Annotated in this window: 18 protein-coding genes and 2 tRNA genes; 7 read left to right on the top strand and 13 right to left on the bottom strand. The window is 38.1% G+C overall.

Annotated features, from left to right (window positions below; genetic code table 11):
• Positions 1-95 precede the first annotated feature (95 nt).
• The 12 genes from H5122_RS02965 to H5122_RS02910 form a co-directional block, all read right to left on the bottom strand.
• On the bottom strand, positions 96-1,460 hold the full coding sequence (locus tag H5122_RS02965) for a DUF1329 domain-containing protein (protein WP_182681437.1): 1,365 nt from the start codon (positions 1,458-1,460) through the stop codon (positions 96-98).
• A gap of 13 nt (positions 1,461-1,473) precedes the next feature.
• Positions 1,474-3,573, bottom strand: coding sequence for a DUF1302 domain-containing protein (locus H5122_RS02960; protein ID WP_182674349.1), 2,100 nt, complete (start codon positions 3,571-3,573; stop codon positions 1,474-1,476).
• 252 nt (positions 3,574-3,825) lie between these two features.
• Positions 3,826-4,047, bottom strand: a complete 222-nt coding sequence (locus tag H5122_RS02955) for a DUF2835 family protein (RefSeq protein WP_010552655.1) — start codon at positions 4,045-4,047, stop codon at positions 3,826-3,828.
• Entirely contained in the window at positions 4,048-6,642 is a 2,595-nt protein-coding gene (pepN, locus tag H5122_RS02950) for an aminopeptidase N (protein WP_182681245.1), read from the bottom strand.
• A gap of 47 nt (positions 6,643-6,689) precedes the next feature.
• Entirely contained in the window at positions 6,690-8,153 is a 1,464-nt protein-coding gene (nhaC, locus tag H5122_RS02945) for a Na+/H+ antiporter NhaC (RefSeq protein WP_002961908.1), read from the bottom strand.
• Positions 8,154-8,334: 181 nt separating this feature from the next.
• On the bottom strand, positions 8,335-10,359 hold the full coding sequence (gene prc, locus H5122_RS02940) for a carboxy terminal-processing peptidase (RefSeq protein WP_182681244.1): 2,025 nt from the start codon (positions 10,357-10,359) through the stop codon (positions 8,335-8,337).
• 26 nt (positions 10,360-10,385) lie between these two features.
• Entirely contained in the window at positions 10,386-11,036 is a 651-nt protein-coding gene (gene proQ, locus H5122_RS02935; protein ID WP_002961909.1) for an RNA chaperone ProQ, read from the bottom strand.
• Positions 11,037-11,051: 15 nt separating this feature from the next.
• The gene (locus H5122_RS02930; RefSeq protein WP_149592688.1) at positions 11,052-11,330 is read right to left on the bottom strand and encodes a hypothetical protein; all 279 of its coding nucleotides are present in this window, start codon (positions 11,328-11,330) and stop codon (positions 11,052-11,054) included.
• Positions 11,330-11,788 carry a GAF domain-containing protein gene (locus H5122_RS02925; protein ID WP_149592244.1) on the bottom strand — a complete coding sequence of 153 codons (459 nt, stop codon included), beginning with the start codon at positions 11,786-11,788 and terminating at the stop codon, positions 11,330-11,332. The genes H5122_RS02930 and H5122_RS02925 overlap by 1 nt, the downstream gene beginning before the upstream one ends.
• Positions 11,789-11,916: 128 nt before the next feature.
• Complete coding sequence (locus tag H5122_RS02920) at positions 11,917-12,297, bottom strand: hypothetical protein (RefSeq protein ID WP_002961912.1); 381 nt, start codon at positions 12,295-12,297, stop codon at positions 11,917-11,919.
• A 564-nt stretch (positions 12,298-12,861) separates the two neighbouring features.
• Positions 12,862-12,952 (bottom strand) — tRNA-Ser (locus H5122_RS02915).
• 81 nt (positions 12,953-13,033) lie between these two features.
• A tRNA-Ser gene (locus H5122_RS02910) sits at positions 13,034-13,124 on the bottom strand.
• Between the two features lie 251 nt (positions 13,125-13,375).
• On the opposite strand from H5122_RS02910, the gene H5122_RS02905 reads away from it, so the two are divergent.
• Genes H5122_RS02905 through H5122_RS02875 form a run of 7 tightly spaced genes read left to right on the top strand, consistent with a single transcriptional unit; the run spans position 13,376 to position 16,514 of the window.
• Positions 13,376-14,041, top strand: a complete 666-nt coding sequence (locus H5122_RS02905) for a Bax inhibitor-1/YccA family protein (protein WP_008133668.1) — start codon at positions 13,376-13,378, stop codon at positions 14,039-14,041.
• A gap of 54 nt (positions 14,042-14,095) precedes the next feature.
• Positions 14,096-14,449, top strand: coding sequence for a sulfurtransferase complex subunit TusD (gene tusD / locus H5122_RS02900; RefSeq protein ID WP_024596911.1), 354 nt, complete (start codon positions 14,096-14,098; stop codon positions 14,447-14,449).
• Positions 14,446-14,802, top strand: a complete 357-nt coding sequence (gene tusC / locus H5122_RS02895) for a sulfurtransferase complex subunit TusC (protein ID WP_182681243.1) — start codon at positions 14,446-14,448, stop codon at positions 14,800-14,802. Before tusD ends, tusC begins: the two co-directional genes overlap by 4 nt.
• A complete protein-coding gene (locus H5122_RS02890; protein WP_182681242.1) occupies positions 14,799-15,065 on the top strand; it encodes a DsrH/TusB family sulfur metabolism protein in 267 nt (88 codons plus the stop codon). The genes tusC and H5122_RS02890 overlap by 4 nt, the downstream gene beginning before the upstream one ends.
• A gap of 3 nt (positions 15,066-15,068) precedes the next feature.
• Positions 15,069-15,398 (top strand): TusE/DsrC/DsvC family sulfur relay protein, encoded by a 330-nt coding sequence (locus H5122_RS02885; RefSeq protein WP_182681241.1) that lies wholly within the window; start codon positions 15,069-15,071, stop codon positions 15,396-15,398.
• A complete protein-coding gene (locus H5122_RS02880) occupies positions 15,398-16,084 on the top strand; it encodes a pseudouridine synthase (RefSeq protein WP_182671577.1) in 687 nt (228 codons plus the stop codon). Before H5122_RS02885 ends, H5122_RS02880 begins: the two co-directional genes overlap by 1 nt.
• Positions 16,077-16,514 carry an NUDIX hydrolase gene (locus H5122_RS02875; protein ID WP_182671576.1) on the top strand — a complete coding sequence of 146 codons (438 nt, stop codon included), beginning with the start codon at positions 16,077-16,079 and terminating at the stop codon, positions 16,512-16,514. Before H5122_RS02880 ends, H5122_RS02875 begins: the two co-directional genes overlap by 8 nt.
• A 1-nt stretch (position 16,515) precedes the next feature.
• Here H5122_RS02875 and H5122_RS02870 read toward each other — a convergent pair whose 3' ends face one another.
• The gene (locus tag H5122_RS02870; protein WP_182681240.1) at positions 16,516-17,787 is read right to left on the bottom strand and encodes a sensor domain-containing diguanylate cyclase; all 1,272 of its coding nucleotides are present in this window, start codon (positions 17,785-17,787) and stop codon (positions 16,516-16,518) included.
• Between the last annotated feature and the right edge of the window lie 130 nt (positions 17,788-17,917).

Raw genomic sequence — 17,917 nt, 5'->3', positions numbered from 1 at the left:
TTGTCTTTTTACTAGGGAGTGCGTTGCGCGCTGTAAGACAAACGCGATGAGAAAGGAAAAGGCACTTAACATATTGTTAAGTGCCTAGTTTAATACTATCTACCTGCGCGACGTAAAGCGCTTGAAGTAAATTCGTTATCGTTAAACGACTGTGAAAAATCGTACATTTTTTCTTGGTTATCTAAACCAATTGCTAAATAACGACGAGAATTCAAATCATGATAAACCTCAAGCGTACTCCACTGTGTAGGAACTTCGTAATAGTTAAGGCCATAAGCCATGGCTACACGGTAAAGCTGGTCGCGGTTATCATAAATATCAGTTACCTGTACTTGCCAGCTATCTTCATCAATGTAAAACACACGCTTTTTATAGATATGGCGTGTATCATCTTTTAAGTTAGCTTCAACAACCCAAACACGATGTTTTTCGTAACGCGTATGTTCTGGGTTAATATGGCCAGGCATTAAAATATCATCGTACTCTAGCTTGTCGCTATGAAGTTTATAGCTGTTGTAAGGTATGTATAACTCTTGCTTACCTTTTAGCGTCCAGTTGTAACGATTTGGTGAGCCATTAAACATATCAAAATCATCGGTAGTGCGCAGGCTATCTGCAGCTGTGCCTGGTGCATCATATGCAACATTAGGTGCACGACGAACACGACGTTGCCCCGAGTTATAAGTCCATGCTTGGCGCGGCGTTAATATTTGGTCCATTGTTTCATGAACTAATAATGCAGTACCCGCTAAACGTGCAGGCTCTGTAACGCTTTGTTTAAACTTAAACAAAATGTTTGAGTCTTGTAGCTCTGCAGGTGTTGCGCTTGGGTCTGAGTATTTAACTAATAGCTGCTCATCAAAACCAACATAGTTGTAAGAGCCAGATGCAGTCGGTGCAGCTTGACCACCAAAGCGCTCAATAGACTGGCCACGGTAACGTAATAAGTGATTCCAAATTGCCTCTAAACCTGTTTTAGGAATAGGGAAAGGAATACCTATCGCGGTATTTTTAATACCGTTACCGCCTTCGATTAATTCAGCAGTCGGTGCAAACTTTTTAGTCGCGTCATAAACAAACTGAGGGTACGAAGCTGAGCGGCGTGTTTCATACACTGGCATTTTAAATGTGTCTGGGTATGCTTCAAATAAAGCAATTTGACCCGGACTTAAATTGGCTTTGTACTTTTCAATATTACTTTTATCGATAGTGAAAAGTACTTTATCAGCTGTAAATGGGTCAAGATGATGCATACCAGCTTTATAACCTGCAGGCGCTGTTGTAATTCCATTATTCCACGCTGGAATAGAACCATCAGCATTCGCAGCTTTTTCTGCACCCATTGGCGTTAAGTTTTGACCTAATTGAGCAACTTCATCAGCGCTTAATTTAGCCAAAGCTGCGCTGCTTGCAAACAAACTACAAAATGCTGTAGCGATGAGGGTAGGTTTTTTAATCATAGTCATGTTACCCCTAAATAGAATATTTTAAGTTAAAAGAAACGTAATCGCGGTCTGAGAATGTATTAACACCGCCACCGCCCCAAAACGAGTTATAGCTCACATCAAGTGACCACGCATTTTGGTAGTTAAAGTTCATCGTAGCACCTAAAGATTTACGATCTTCGATAAATAAGAACATAGGATCTGGTGTATTACCGTTTACGTCATGAGAAAATACAAAACGTGGTGAAAAGTTAATACCTTTGTAAAAGTTAAAGTAATCGCCTTTAGCAATTAGGCGGTAACCCCAAGACGATGCTGTAGCGAATGATTTCTCTTCAGCACCATTTGATAGACCAAGTTGCAATGTTGAATAATCAGTAGTACCTGGGCCTGTTATTGTGCCACTACGGCCAGTACCTGATACATTTAAACGCATTTCGTCATAGTCAGGCATATCGTGAATTTTAACTACACCCACTTCACCAACTACAGCCCAACTATCAGCACCTAATGAAGGGCCAAATAAATGTGTTGCTGTAAATTGAATTTGTGATGTGTCGCGTTCAATGTAGCCTTTGGCAACTTCACCTGCACCAACTGAGCTTACCGCATCGCCTATACTCATTTGCGAAATACCCGCAAAATCAGGACGAATACCAGCGACCGCCAATTGCTCAGGCATAGCTGTGTAAAGTAACTCTACGTCATCAATTTGTAGCGGTTCATCTTGGCGAAAAGCAAATTCACCAGCGAAGGCTGTTTCGCCGATAGTCGTATTAAAACTTAAACCATATAACTTAATATCTTCAGGGTACTCGTTTTCAGCTTTAGAAAAAGCAGTTAAATCAGCAACATTATCTGACGTGATTTCTGTTGTCATGATCATCGCTAAATCTTGGGCAATTGCAGCTTGTGAAAAGTTTGATACGCGACCAGATATAAGCGGACGACGGCTATGATAATTCACGTGATAGAGTGCAATTTCAGTATCATTAAATTCAGGTAAAAATACACCTAAACGTAAACCATACTGACCGCCATCTTCAGGCTCTGTTTTACCATTATCCCCTTTACCTTTTAAAGCAACTTTAGTTGGGTATGCAAGATACATTTGAGCTAATAAAGCACTTCCTTCTGCACTTGAAGGATCAATACCTTGTGCTGCTGCGGCTAATGCAAAATCAGATGTTAAGTTATTCAAGCTATCTGTTAAAAAAGCAACATCAATATCAGGATTAGACGTAAAACCTAATTGAACATTCTGCTGATAACCATTTTCTGCTGCAAAGTCATTAGTCGAAAAATACGTACCAGCTGCGGGTAAACGCGTTTCTTGCCATTGGTATTGGTAGAAACCTTCAAGGGTAATGTTGTCAGTAATGCCAAGCGATGCCCAAAGCATGCCTACAGGTATGAATGCTTCTTTAAGCTCAGCACCTGGCGCTTTCAATCGGTCAATATCAACTGGGTTTACGTTAATACCATGAGATATAAGTGTACTCTCACCCCAGTTAACTACTTGTTGACCTAAACGGACAGATAAAGGGTTATTACCATCATTTAAATCAAAATCAGCCCACACAAACGCATCTAATAAACGAATATCTGCACAGCTTTGCGCTTTAGTGTCTTTATCATCACACGGATCAACCCCCTGCCCTGATGTAGGATTTGAATATGCATGATAGCCATCCATCAACGCAAAGTCATAAAAATACATGAAGCGAGTGAACAAACCGTAGTTATCTTTATTTATTGAAAGGTCGTGTGTTCCCTTCAAAAGTTTTGAAAATGAGTCACCACTGTCAAAATTTAAATTACCAGCATCACCATTATTTGAATAAGAGCCAGGTTGAGCCCATACATCTTGAGATGAGTAAATAGTGTTGTTTAGCGCAGGGTTGTAACCTGTCCAATCAAATGCCGGATTGTTACTTTTACCAATTAGGCTAAAGTCTCTGTCTTCTACGCGAACACTTTGCCCATATGAAAAGGTTGAATCGAAGGTAATGTCAAAACCTCCAGCTTCAAATGTTACAGCTTGTGTACTTGCTGCAGATAAACCTAAGCTAGCGGCTGCTATACCTATAGCGATTCTATTTTTAACAAAAAGCGATCTTCTTATCATTTTGGTTCCCCCCTGTCGCGGGTCATTTTGTGTGATCAAGTTATTGTTTTTAGTGTAATCATAACGATAGAAGCGAATCAGTGAAATTACAAATACTCGCTCTAATCTTCCGTATACTTTATATTTTGGTTGACGCTTACGTATTGGTAAGACGTCGTACCAGATAATTTATACACGTAATTTAACAATAGGACAAATTGAAATTAACAAAAATACAATATTTTTATGTATATATAACATAAAAACCGAGTGTCAGGCCACTCGCTCTAGGCGGATAAACTTGTTTTCGGGGGTTAATAAGAGTCTAAAACGACCACGTACACCTAAACTTGAGATGAAGGGCCTCAAATGTGTAGCAGCAAAACGAATCGTTTTACCGCCATCTTCTACAACTTGTAAAGAGCTAAAACGGCCATGGTAGTAATCCATGCACTCGTTATAGCTCAATCTTAAGGTAAAATAATACTCAATCATTTATGCGAGCGCTTTTTCAACCTTTTCATACAAATCAGCACTTAGCCCATCTAGATTAGCTAAGCGTTGTAATTGCAGTTTCATTGCTTGAGAGCGAACATCATCGTAACGCTTCCATGACATGAACGGTGTTAACATACGAGACGCATTTTGTGGATTAATTGCATTAAGTTTTATTAACAAGTCACCTAATAGCTTATAACCTTGGGCATCTGAGCGATGAAATTGTGCGGTATTAAAGTGACTAAAGCTTCCTACAAGTGCACGTACACGGTTCGGGTTTGAAAAGTCAAAACACGGATGTTCGTAAAGTGCCTTAATATTGTCTATAGCATTATTGCCTGATTGCATAGCTTGAAGTGCAAACCACTTATCCATCACTAAAACATCATGACGCCACTGACTATCAAAATGACTCAAAAGCTCTTCTTGTATAGGGTGGGATGCTTTTACCACTGCGCTTAGTGCACCAAGTACATTGGTCATATTAGTCGAACTTGCGGCTTCTTTAATAAAGCTTACAGACTCTGGCTTTTGAGTTTTAGCCAAATAATGCAAGCATATTTGTTTTAAAGCGCGCTTAGCAACGGAGCTTGCACTTATACTGCCATCATCTTCAAGAGATTCGTAACAAGCAAGCAGTTCATCAGCAAGTTCGTCAGCAATTTGTTGCTCAAACTTTTCTGTTATTTCAATAATCTCATCAACAGGTATTACTTCAAATTCAGCGGCTAATGTATCAAAACTTGGCAGTTTAAACAGCTCTGCGATTAAGGCTAAATCGCCCTCTTTGGTATTTATAAGTACACGTAGCGCATTTATAGTTTCGCTGCTTAACATGCTATTAGTTGTGTCGGTAATCTGAGACTTAACCGCTTTAATAAATAGCTGCTGTTGTGCATCCCAACGTGCAAAATCACTGCGTGCAAAACGCATAATATGTAATAGTTCGGGCTCTGTTGTTTGCTGATTTAAAATACAAGGTGCAGAAAAATCTTCGAGTAAAACCGCAACAGGCTTTTCTAAGATATTATCAAAGCTAAATGTTTGAGTTGTACTTGTTACATCAAGCACATGATCTAGTTTTTTACCTTTACATTGCAGAGCAATACTTTCCCCATTCGCATCAAGTAGTTCAATAGCAAAAGGTATATGAAGTGGTTTATTGTCTGGCTGATTGTCCGGTGCTGCTTGTTCTATTGTTAATGTATACGTATTTGAACTGCTATCAAAATGTTGTATTGCATTTAAGCGCGGGGTACCCGATTGACTATACCACAGCTTAAATTGCTCTAAATTTACACCTGATGCATCGCTCATTGCACTGACAAAGTCATCACATGTTACTGCTTGCCCATCGTGGCGCTCAAAGTAAAGTGTCATCCCTTTTTGAAAATTAGTTTCACCTAGTAACGTGTGCATCATACGGATAACTTCAGCACCTTTATCGTATACTGTTACAGTATAAAAGTTATTCATTTCAATAACTTTTTCAGGACGAATTGGATGCGCCATAGGGCCTGCATCTTCGCTAAACTGATGCGTACGCATTACTTTAACAGCATCAATTCGGTTAAGTGCACGAGAACCTAAATCACTACTAAACTCTTGGTCTCTAAATACGGTTAACCCTTCTTTTAGCGATAACTGAAACCAATCTCGGCACGTTACACGATTGCCCGTCCAGTTATGAAAATATTCGTGCCCTACAATGGATTCAATCGTATGGTAGTCTTTGTCTGTCGCTGTTTCTTGATTGGCTAATACACATTTACTATTAAAAACGTTTAGCCCTTTATTTTCCATCGCGCCCATGTTGAAAAAATCGACGGCAACAATCATATAAATATCAAGGTCATACTCTAAATTAAAGCGTTCTTCATCCCATTGCATTGCTTTTTTAAGTGAAGCAATTGCATGAGGTGTTTTAGATAAATTACCCTTATCAACAAATAATGCTAACTCTACGTCTTTGCCGCTTTTAGTCGTGTACGTATCTTTTAAAACATCAAAATCGCCCGCTACAAGTGCAAATAAATAGCTCGGCTTTTTAAATGGGTCTTGCCATTTCACAAAATGACGACCATCTGATGTTTCACCGCTATCTACTTGATTACCATTAGAAAGAAGTTGTAGATACTTTTTATCGGCAATAATAGTTACATCAAACGTGGCAAGTACGTCAGGGCGATCCATGTAATAAGTGATTTTTCTAAATCCCTGCGCTTCGCACTGTGTGCAATACGCACCGCCCGATAAATATAAACCTTCTAAAGAAGTATTCGTCTCAGGTGATATCTCGGTCACAATACTTAATTGGCAACTATCCGGTAGGTTATTAATTATTAGCTGTTCACCAACAATTTCATAATCGGTTACATCAACTGTATCAACAGATAAAGACAGTAAACGCAAATCAATACCATCAAGCACTAAAGGTGCTTTTTTATCACCAACTCGGGTAAGTGTTAGTAAAGAGCTTACTTTGGTTGATAAAGGCTGTAAGTCAAATGTTAGCTCTGTGTGGTCAATTAGAAAGTCAGGAGCTTTATAGTCTTTAAGATATTGTGCTTGAGGTTTACTTGATTCAGTCATAGATACTCCAAAGCAGCTCCTTTTAAGTTAAAAGGAGCTGCTTAAAATTAGGCAGATTGTTTTGGCTTAATACGTAAAATTTTAATGCCTAAGTAGGCATAAACAACCGCTAAAACAGGGTTAATTAAGTTAAAGAAAGCGTAGAGTGCATAATCAAAAGGGTTTATAAGTAAAACGCTTTGCATGTATGCGCCACACGTATTCCATGGAATTAGTGGGCTAGTAATTGTACCGCCATCTTCCAATGTACGAGATAAGTTAACAGGCTTCAAACCACGTTTTTCGTATTCATCTTTAAACATACGTCCAGGTACAACAATCGCTATATATTGATCGGCCGCTATTACGTTAGTTCCTATACACGTAGCTATTGTCGCCGCAATTAACGACCCCGTGCTTTTAGCTATTTTAAGTATGCTTTTTACGAAAATATCCAAAAGGCCTGTTTTTTCCATAATGGCACCAAACATCAGTGCAGTCATAATCAGCCATGTAGTTGTAAGCATACCGGCCATACCGCCACCGCTGAGTAACGAATCCATCTTATCATCGCCGGTACTTATGCTAAAACCATCAAAGAAAGTAGTCCAAACAAGTTTAAAGTAGCCAACTAGCTGTCCTTGAGAAACATCAATTTGGCTAGCAATTAGATCAGACTGAAACAACATAGCCCAAACAGCGCCCACAACAGCACCAATTGAGATAGCAGGAAATGCTGGCATTTTTTTAATAGCTAAAACTAAAAGTACGATTAACGGGATCAGCATTTCAAAACCAATATTAAAGTTTTGCTGTAAAATAGCCGTTATTTCATCAATGCGCCCTGCTTCGCTTGAAGCTGTTGCATTAAACCCCATGAATATAAATATAATCAGTGCAATTACAAAACTTGGTACTGTCGTCCACAGCATATGTTGAATATGCTCAAACAAATCAGCGCCAACAACTGCTGGTGCCAGATTGGTTGTTTCTGACAGCGGGCTTAGCTTATCACCAAAGTACGCACCAGATATAACTGCACCTGCGGTTACTGTTTGCTCAAGTCCAAGACCCGTAGCAACACCTAATAAAGCAACACCTATCGTAGCAGCCGTGGTCCAAGAACTACCAATACTCATTGCTACAATGCCACAAATTAAACAACTCGCTGCATAAAACCAACTTGGATTGATAACTTGTAAGCCATAATAAATTAGAGTTGGTACAGTCCCAGAAAGTAGCCAAGTACCAATTAATGCACCTACCATAAGTAAAATTAAAATCGCACCAAGTGAAAGCGTTATGCCTTCGATCATAGCTTGTTCTAATTTTTTCCATGTGTAACCGTTTTTAAGACCAATTAAAGCCGCTGCAAAAGTGGCAAATAAAAGTGCTATTTGGTTAGGACCGGATGAAGAGTTGTCACCGAATAAGTATACAGCCGCGCCAAGTAAACAGATTAATACAGAGATAGGAATTAATGCATCAAAAAACGAGGCGGGTTTGATTGGTTTATCTTCCAATGGCTTCAAAATAGAGACTCCTACACACACTTGCTGTGTGTTTAATTATTATTTTTAGCACGTAAAGCGCATTAATTGAGCGTCATTAATTCAGCTCAACTTTATGTAATCGAAGATTATAACAATTTAGTAAATTTTAGGTAGTAAAAAAGGCGCCAATGCGCCTTTTTTACAGAGGTAAAACCAGTTATTACTTCTTAGCTATACGACCATAATTTATATAATCTTGAGTAATTAATGCAGCCTCTTCCAAAAATGGGTCAAGCTCTTCAATTACTTCTGGTATATCGTCTAAGTTTTCTACCGGATCTTTACCTAAACGCTTAAGACGTTCGTTAGTACGTACAAGTGCACGTGCTTCACCTTCGTCTTTTTCTTTAATACGTTCTGCTTCAACTAAAAAGATAGTTTTACGGTCTTTCTCTTCGTTGTATAAGGTAATGTCATTAAATACATAACCAAATTCTGGCTCTGATTTAATTCGTACTTCGTGTTGTTTTTCAAGGTACGTAATAATAGGGGTTAAATTACCTAGTTTTTTATATTTCGCTTTAACAATGCTGTCCCAAGGAAGTGCATTATCTTGCTTACTTTCGCCCCACTGTGCAGGATCAATTGCTGATGGAAACGAAATATCAGGGATAACACCTTTATGTTGCGTGCTACCACCGTTAATACGATAAAACTTAGCAATAGTATACTGTACACTACCTAACGCATTATCGTATAAATCATAAGCACGGCCTAAGCCTTTGTGCTGCTGTACAGTACCCTTACCAAATGTTTGCTCACCAATAATTACAGCGCGACCGTAATCTTGCATTGCTGCTGCGAATATTTCAGAAGCAGATGCACTGTAACGATCAACTAACACAGTTAAAGGGCCATCATAGTAAGTTATACCATCACGATCTTTTTGCTCTTCTATACGGTTATTTAAGGTATGAATTTGAACAACTGGGCCTTGGTCAAAAAATAAACCTGACAATTGTGTTGCTTCATATAATGAACCACCACCATTTTGGCGCAAGTCGATAATAATACCATCAACCTTTTCTTCTTTAAGCTTAGCAAGTTCTACTTTTACATCTTTCGAAAGATTATTGTAAAAGCCAGGAATTTCAATCACCCCAATTTTACTTGTTAAATCAGAATATTTTGCTTCAAATACTTCTGATTTAGCCGCTCTATCTTCAAGTCGAATTTTATCGCGAGTGATTTCTACAACTTTCGGAGCGCCGTGAGCATCAACACCTTTTAAATACTGTAAACGTACTTTAGTCCCTTTAGGACCTTTAATTAAATCAACTACGTCATCTAAACGCCAGCCAATTACATCTACAAACTCTTCGCCATCTTGAGCAACACCAATAATGCGATCATCAGCTTTAATTTGATCTGTTTTATCTGCAGGGCCTCCCGGCACTAAGCTGCGAATAACGGTATAATCTTCATCAGGGCTTAATACGGCCCCAATGCCCTCAAGCTCTAAGTCCATATCCATTTTGAATTGCTCTGCACGACGTGGCGATAAATAAGACGTATGCGCCTCAATACTGCGTGCTAGCGAATTCATAACAATTTGAAAAGCATCTTCTGAATTTGATTGTACTAAACGTTTTTCTGCATTTTTGTAGCGTTTGGTCAGCACCTCTTTAATGCCTTCCCAATCTTTACCCGTCATTTTTAAACGCAGTGCGTCGTACTTTACACGCTCACGCCAAATTTCATCAAGCTCAGCTTGTGACGCAGGCCATGCTGAATCTTCACGGTCAAAAAAGTATTCATCTTCTTTATCAAACGTCATCTCTTTTTCAAGCAGAGTAAGTGAATACTCGTAACGTTCAAAACGGCGTTTAAGACTTAAGTTAAAAATATCAAACGTAAAGTCTAATTTACCGGTAGTAATAGCGTTATCAAAGTCATCACGATATTGCTCAAATGAGGCGATATCGCTGGCTAAGAAAACGCTTTTATTAAAATCAAGGGATTCGATATAACGATCGTACACTTTACTAGAAAGCTCATCGTTAAATCGAACCGGTGTATAGTGTGAACGAGCAAATAAGCTAGCCACTCGTTTGCTAGCAGTACCATGTTGACTCTCTTGCTTGAGCTGGGGTAAATCGTCAATAGTGACGGCTTCTACAGCAGCAAATAATGAACCTGAAAACAGGGCAGCAACTAACGGAATGAGCGTAAACTTTTTACTCATACACAACTCCTTAATTTATTTACAACTTAAACAATGTATAAGCTGTCAGCTTTGGTTTTAACTTGCATACCTGTTACTAACTCAACATGAACATCATCTTTGTTCACTTCAGTTATTACTGCATTTACAAGTGCTTGGCCAAGTTTAACCTTAACCTTATTATTAACCTTGACCTCAGTTGCTGGCAAAGGTTCAATTTTTCCTGAACGCTTAGCCGGCGCTGCTTTAGCAGGTTTGTTAGCTGCAGGAGCGTTTTTATCGCCTGGTTTGCTAGCATGAGCTGGTTTTTTCTTGAAAGATTTAGAATCAGAATCTTGGCGAGGACGCTGTTGTTTTTTGCGTTTAGCCATTTTAGCGCGGCTTTCTTCCAATGCTTTTTGCGCATGGTCGATATGCTCTTGCTCAACTTTTTCACCTTGATTACCATCAAGATCAATACGAAACTCTGACTTGGTCACAGCTTCTAAATAACGCCAGTTAGACGTGTATTTTCTAAGCGCTTGACGAACTTGAGTCTTACTTACTTTTTCAGACCCTTCAATACGCTCAGCAATATCTTTAAAAATACCTACTTTAAGCGGCTTGATGCCATCTTTTTGTTTAAAACATTGTGGGAATTCTTGATATAAAAATTCCAACACTTCATTAATATCTTTTAGCTTGTTTGTGGTTTCCATTTTAGAACCTATTTTTCACATCTTTTCATCAAGGGACGAATCGACGTAGTGTATTACCCAGTCGACCAACTCTTCGAAATCGGCTTCTATAACAGCCATATCACCTCGAAGGTGTTCCCAAATACCATTAATTGTTTCATCAATAAATTCACATTCTGAATCATCTGGAAGACGATCCCATGCAATATGAATCAAATCATTGAGCGTTTCCGCTACATGTTCTTCATCGCCTTCCCAGTCACCGACATCTTGTACAGCAAATAGGTAGTCTTGAACATTTAGCAAATCTTTCATTACAAGCTCGCCTCTAAGCATTTTACTAATGCTTCTAGACCCGCTTTATCGTCAGCATCAAATCGGCCAATACTTGGACTATCAATGTCTAAAACTGCAAATACTTTACCATGTTTCATGATAGGTACAACTACTTCAGAGTTAGACGCTGCATCGCAGGCTATATGCCCGTCAAAAGCGTGAACATCTTCAATTAGTTGTGTCTCTGCGTTTGCAGCGGCAGTTCCACATACCCCTTTTCCAACTGGAATACGGATGCATGCAGGGTTGCCTTGAAACGGGCCAAGTACTAATTCAGTAGGAGAATCCATAAAGTAAAAACCCGCCCAATTTACATCTTCTAAAGAGGTAAATAACAGCGCGCTTATATTTGCCATATTGGCAATTACATTAGATTCACCAGCTATCAGCGATTGCGTTTGCTTAACTAATGACTGGTAAAAATCGTGCTTTTGCATACCAAACTACTTCTTATTAAACATACAGTAGCTAAAGGTACTCTTTGTCGTGAAAAATTGGAACCTTTTGGAGGTAAAAAAAAGGAAATCGCACCGTTTATCAGTGCGCTTGGTTAATAATGCTGCGATTATTTTTTTGCCGTTTTACGAAGACCAAACAAAAACAGCCCTGCAGCGAATGCTGACATTACACTATTGATCAAAAATATCTCGCCAGTTGTGGCACTTAATAAGTAACTAAATATCGCTCCGCCTAGTAGTCCAAGAGTTAATACCCCTGAATAATTAACTTTAGAATACTTAAACATGAGTAAATACCCAGGCACAACAAAAGCAGCCATTGTTAAGCCTACTATGTGTGCATTTGATATAGCAGTCATTAATAAGGTAAGAAATATTGATACAAACTCGCCTTCAAGCGTAAGTGAGTAATAAACACCAAGTAAACTGCCTACAATAACAGGCGATAATAACGAAAGCCCTACGCTTTTTGCTAGCTGATGTTTCATTTAAAATCCTTAATACACAAATCTAAATTCTATGTATAAAGCATGCACCAAGATCTAAAGGTTAGAAACAGAGACTATGGTCGTAATTTATGATTAAAAATAAACCTTATTGCAGTATGAGCCTATTACTTTATTAATAGGCTCATAAGTTTGTGTAACACATATTAAAATGCTTATAACTTAGCTATTTTATTTGATAACTCAAAGTGGCGAGATGTTACTATTTCCTCAAGCACTGCCACCCTTTTGCTCAACATCGCTGTTTGTTCCTCTAATTTTGTTATCTTGTTATTATTTAGTCCTTTAAATTTTGCGTGCGCTGCAATTATTGTAGTTTTATACCAATTCGCTTAATTAAGTGGTCTATTTTGAGGGTGGAAAATCGTGTTGATAGCTAGGGAATAAATTCGCTATTTAGTTGTTCAAAATGAGAATTTTTTAACGCAGGGAGCGACACGTTTAGCCCCGCAAAATGATTAAGTATTATTGCGGGTTGATATAAGTGCACTTATTTATTTTACAGGCACAAAAAAGCCCGCCAAATTAGCGGGCTATTTTGTTATATGGTGGAGAGATAGGGATTTGAACCCTAGATGGGCTATAAACCCATGCCGGTTTTCAAGACCGGTGCATTCGACCACTCTGCCATCTCTCCGATACTGCTAAGTTAAAAGTAAGAGTGTACTAATAACTTTTAAATGAATGATAAATAAATTACCACACACTCATAAATAAGTGGTGGAGAGATAGGGATTTGAACCCTAGATGGGCTATAAACCCATGCCGGTTTTCAAGACCGGTGCATTCGACCACTCTGCCATCTCTCCGCACGGCCTGCATAATAGGGAAACCCATCCCTTTTGTGAAGCTTTTTTTTAAATTAATTGTTTAAGTGCTTAAAAAACAATTAATTTGTTTAAAGATAAAACAAAGTGTTTTTAATTTAGCCGTCAATATACTTTTATTTAAATATTTAACTCTATTGATCTACAAAGGTTTGCCCAAACATATAAGAGTTGGTAATCTAATTTTAGTTAAATTATCGAAACACACACGTTTCACTTAAAGGAGCTCTACAATGGCGTTTAATCAATCGTACAATACCGCGAAACCGGTAATGTCTACCATTGAAACAAACAAGGTACTTAAAAACACCTACTTTTTACTAGCTATGACACTTGCATTTAGTGCAGTTACAGCCGGTATTTCAATGGCACTACAATTACCTTACTTTATGGGAATTGTGTTTACACTCGTTTCGTTCGGTTTATTATTTGTTGTAAATAAAAAAGCAGATACAGCATCTGGTGTATTTTGGGTGTTTGCTTTCACAGGTTTAATGGGGGCTGGCTTAGGTCCATTGCTTAACCATTATGCTGCATTACCAAATGGCCCAATGCTTATTATGCAAGCCTTAGGTTCTACAGCGCTTATCTTTTTTGGTTTATCTGCTTATGCACTAAATACTAAAAAAGACTTCTCATTCATGGGTGGCTTTTTAACTGTTGGCTTAATCGTTGTGATTGTAGCAAGCATCGTTAATATTTTTATTGGCAGTTCATTGATGTTTATGGTGCTTAATGCAGCAGTTGTACTGATTATGTCTGGTTTGATTTTATTTGATACAAGCCGAATCATAAACGGTGGTGAAACTAACTACATTCGTGCAACTGTGTCTTTATACCTAAGCGTATATAACTTATTTACTTCTTTGCTTGCTCTACTTGGCGCAAGTGATGACTAATTAAATAGTTCTGTTAAAATAGCCCCTTTATTGGGGCTTTTTATTGGAATTGTTTTGGCACGCTTTGTTCTTTCATTACATACACCACCATCCGATCACGATACCACGCAACGCATAGTTAAATTTGCGAATGCATGTTTAGCCCAAGGGCACACCATTGATGCTATTTTTTTATACCAGCAAGGTATTTATCATGCATCTACCCACTTTGATTTATCCTCAGACGAACTTCAAATTTCAGCACTTTGGCAGCAACTCGCTGATCAAAAACTAAATTTAATGCTGTGTGTTACCGCTGCGCAAAAGCGCGGGTTAGATATTAAAAACACAGGTGTATTTAAAGTCGCAGGATTAGCTGAATTTGCAATGCTTGCAAGCGACGCAGATAAATGGGTGCAATTTAAATGATAAACGTATTAGTAATGAGTCAGTGCAGTCCATTTGACGATTTAAATATTCGTGATGCACTTGATATGACACTGATATTTGCTGCTGTTGACCAAAATGTAAGTTGGTTATTTAGCGGCCCCGCCGTTTTAGCTTTAAAAAAGCATCAGCAACCAAACAATATTGGCTTAAAAGACTTTTTTAAAAATATTAAAACGCTCGAAATTTATGATGTTGAAAATATTTTTGTGTGTGAAAAATCATTGCTTGATTATGGTTTAAATAAACATGATTTACTCATAGAGGCAAAAGTCCTTAACTTTAGCCAACAACAAACACTAATTAAAGCGCAGCAACATGTGGTGAACCTATGAGTACGTTACATATTTTTTCAAAGCCGCTTAACTATTACTCGGCAAATCAGCTTGAGAATTTAATTTTATCAGGCGATAAGGTACTACTTGTTGGTGATGCCTGCTTTGCAAAAAAACAATTTAGGCAATTTGCAGATACACTGTTAATACTTGAACAAGACGCGCAAATACGTGCAATTAAATTAGCCGATAACGATAAAGCAATTAGCTATGAAGACTTTGTGGCACTCACTTTATCAACTAATCAATCCATTACGTGGTAACTCATGCTTGAATTTAACAACCAACAGATTGACACCGACAAACAAGGCTACTTGCTCGACCATACTTTATGGTCAAAGGAGCTGGCGCCTGTAATTGCTACTCAAGAAAACATCACACTGAGTGAGCAACACTGGGAAGTCATTAACTTTGTTCGTGATTTTTACATTGAATATAACACCAGCCCAGCAATTAGAATGCTTGTAAAAGCAATGGCTAAAGCACTCGGTGAAGATAAAGGAAATAGCCTTTATTTATATAAATTATTTCCTAAAGGCCCAGCCAAGCAAGCAACAAAAATTGCCGGATTACCAAAACCAGCTAGGTGCATATAATGAGAGCTAAATCAGGTAATAATCAAGCATCACAAGCCAAGCCAAAAAGAAGTACTGGGCGTACTTATTCTCGCAGTGCACTTAATAAAACGCCTTCAGGTAAAAGAGAAATAAAGCCACAAATAGCATCTAAAGACAGAAAAATTGTGTTATTCAATAAACCGTTTGATGTGCTATGCCAATTTACAGATGACGCAGACAGAAAAACGCTTGCTGAATTTATTCCTATTAAAGAAGTTTACGCAGCAGGAAGGTTAGACAGAGACAGTGAAGGTTTATTGCTTTTAACAAACTGTGGAAAATTACAAAACTCCTTAACTGCTCCTGATAAAAAAACGAATAAAACCTACTGGGCACAAGTTGAGGGTGAACCAACGAGTGAATCAATTAATGATTTATGTAATGGCGTAGAACTTAAAGACGGGCTTACACTCCCCGCTAACGTTAAAATAATTGATGAACCAACAATTTGGGCTCGTAATCCACCTGTACGTGAACGAAAAGCAATCCCCACTACTTGGCTAAGTATTACCATTAATGAAGGTAAAAATAGACAAGTTCGTCGAATGACCGCGCATATTGGCCACCCTACACTTCGCCTTATTCGCTACAGTATTGGCAACTATACGTTGGATGATATTAATTGTGGTGAATACAAAGTAATTAAGGGCGTAGTTGATGCATAAACCGCATGTTACGGTTGCAGCAATAGTAAAAAAGCAAAATGAGTTTTTACTTGTAAAAGAGCGCGATAAATTTACAAAGCAAATTTGTTACAATCAACCTGCGGGTCATTTAGAGAAAAATGAGACGCTTGCACAAGCTGCAAGCAGAGAGCTACTTGAAGAAACCGGCTTAGCGCTTGAGCCTATTGGCTTTTTAGGTGTGTATAATTTGCATGCTGATAACGCAGTGCACTATTTACGGTTCTGTTTTTTATTTGAAGCGCCTAATAATATAAAAGCACCAACACCAATGGATTCCGACATCATCAGCGCTAGCTGGCATACATTAGAGCAAATAAAATCATTACCTCTTAGAAGCCCTTTAGTGCTCAAGTGCATTAACGACAGCTTGAATCGACCACCGTTAAGCTTAGAAACTATTTATAATTGATTTACTCTGAGCTTAGCGCTATACAATTACGTCCTTGTTTTTTAGCATAATAAAGGGCGTTATCAGCGGCTTTAACAAAGCTGATTTCATTACTATTTGTATAGTTGCTAATGGTATTAATGCCCATACTTATTGATAAAAATCCGGTAAAGCTATCTTGGTGAGCAATAGCTAAGCTTTCTACAGCCTTTTGTATTTGCTCTGCTATAAACAGCGCTCCTTGCCTATCTGTTTGTGGAAGTAAAACAACAAATTCTTCTCCACCATAGCGAGCCACAAAATCTTCTGGACGACTAACCGTTGAAGCAATTTTTTGAGCCACGTCATATAAGCACGTATCGCCCGCTACATGCCCATACCGATCATTAAATTGTTTAAAATGGTCAATATCGATAATAATCATCGATAGCATGCCTTCGCATTCTTTTGCTCGTTCATACTCATGCGTTAGCTTTTCATCAAACCGACGCCTATTTGCAATTTTGGTTAATGCATCCAAAAAGGCCATATCCCTAAGTATATCCTCTGCTTCTAAACGCTCTGTTGCATCATTAAAAACAGCTAAAAACTCTTCACCTATATCAATCCCTGAAATTTCCATCATCACTTGCGAACCATCACGACAAGACACTCGATAGTTATTTGCAGGTATGTCGTTATTGTTATTTAGTGCCTTTTCAAGTGAGTCTTGCCACAGCTCTTTTGCAAGTGCTCTGTATTGGGGATCTGGATACGCTTTTTCCCACCATGATTTAAGATTTGGCACATCTTCTACTGTATAACCAAAAACATCTACAAAACGTTGATTAACTTTCAAAATATCACCCGTCTTGGCACATACATTACATACTGGCATTGGCAAAACGGTAAATAACCTAGCGTAGTGACTTATCTCATGTTTGCGCATAGGGTTGAGTGTACTTTGAGGTAAGTAACTCATTGGCATATCACTTTTTTCTATACTAAGTTTTTCGTCCATTTCTAAAGCGAAATACCACTCAAGCCACCAGTGCTCTAAATGCTCAAGCACCTTTAACTCAACTTTCTTTTTGACTGTTGAACCTTTTATTAAGCTAAATAATTCATGTACATGGTTTGGCTCTTGGTAAATATGAGGGTTTTTGAGTTTTATTAACTCATAAAAAAGATGATAGGCTGATTTTTTAAACTCTGTCGTCTTGCTAGAAAGTAATTCGCTATCCACAAAATCAGATTTTTGTGTGTAATGCTCGACTAAAGAATTTATCTTGTTTATTTGATAGGCATAATTCATATATTCATTCCATTGACTATATTTCAAGCGGCTTTAAAGTGGTTTACAACCATATACCCACCACTATTTTATTTTTATTAAGTGTATATTTACCCTAGTAGTTTTGAAAGAAAATACTATTAATAAAACT

It is taken from the genome of Pseudoalteromonas sp. SG43-8 (assembly GCF_014164245.1).
Taxonomy (GTDB): Bacteria; Pseudomonadota; Gammaproteobacteria; order Enterobacterales; family Alteromonadaceae; genus Pseudoalteromonas; species Pseudoalteromonas distincta.
This window is presented reverse-complemented; position numbering and strand designations above follow the sequence as displayed.

Coding starts and splice junctions, on each gene's coding strand:
- H5122_RS02905 (WP_008133668.1), top strand. CDS start 13,376: ATGGCGTTTAATCAATCGTACAATACCGCGAAACCGGTAATGTCTACC.
- H5122_RS02880 (WP_182671577.1), top strand. CDS start 15,398: ATGAGAGCTAAATCAGGTAATAATCAAGCATCACAAGCCAAGCCAAAA.
- proQ (WP_002961909.1), bottom strand. CDS start 11,036: ATGGAAACCACAAACAAGCTAAAAGATATTAATGAAGTGTTGGAATTT.
- H5122_RS02870 (WP_182681240.1), bottom strand. CDS start 17,787: ATGAATTATGCCTATCAAATAAACAAGATAAATTCTTTAGTCGAGCAT.
- tusC (WP_182681243.1), top strand. CDS start 14,446: ATGATAAACGTATTAGTAATGAGTCAGTGCAGTCCATTTGACGATTTA.
- H5122_RS02890 (WP_182681242.1), top strand. CDS start 14,799: ATGAGTACGTTACATATTTTTTCAAAGCCGCTTAACTATTACTCGGCA.
- H5122_RS02955 (WP_010552655.1), bottom strand. CDS start 4,047: ATGATTGAGTATTATTTTACCTTAAGATTGAGCTATAACGAGTGCATG.
- pepN (WP_182681245.1), bottom strand. CDS start 6,642: ATGACTGAATCAAGTAAACCTCAAGCACAATATCTTAAAGACTATAAA.
- H5122_RS02930 (WP_149592688.1), bottom strand. CDS start 11,330: ATGAAAGATTTGCTAAATGTTCAAGACTACCTATTTGCTGTACAAGAT.
- H5122_RS02875 (WP_182671576.1), top strand. CDS start 16,077: ATGCATAAACCGCATGTTACGGTTGCAGCAATAGTAAAAAAGCAAAAT.
- H5122_RS02885 (WP_182681241.1), top strand. CDS start 15,069: ATGCTTGAATTTAACAACCAACAGATTGACACCGACAAACAAGGCTAC.
- H5122_RS02925 (WP_149592244.1), bottom strand. CDS start 11,788: ATGCAAAAGCACGATTTTTACCAGTCATTAGTTAAGCAAACGCAATCG.
- H5122_RS02960 (WP_182674349.1), bottom strand. CDS start 3,573: ATGATAAGAAGATCGCTTTTTGTTAAAAATAGAATCGCTATAGGTATA.
- prc (WP_182681244.1), bottom strand. CDS start 10,359: ATGAGTAAAAAGTTTACGCTCATTCCGTTAGTTGCTGCCCTGTTTTCA.
- H5122_RS02920 (WP_002961912.1), bottom strand. CDS start 12,297: ATGAAACATCAGCTAGCAAAAAGCGTAGGGCTTTCGTTATTATCGCCT.
- H5122_RS02965 (WP_182681437.1), bottom strand. CDS start 1,460: ATGATTAAAAAACCTACCCTCATCGCTACAGCATTTTGTAGTTTGTTT.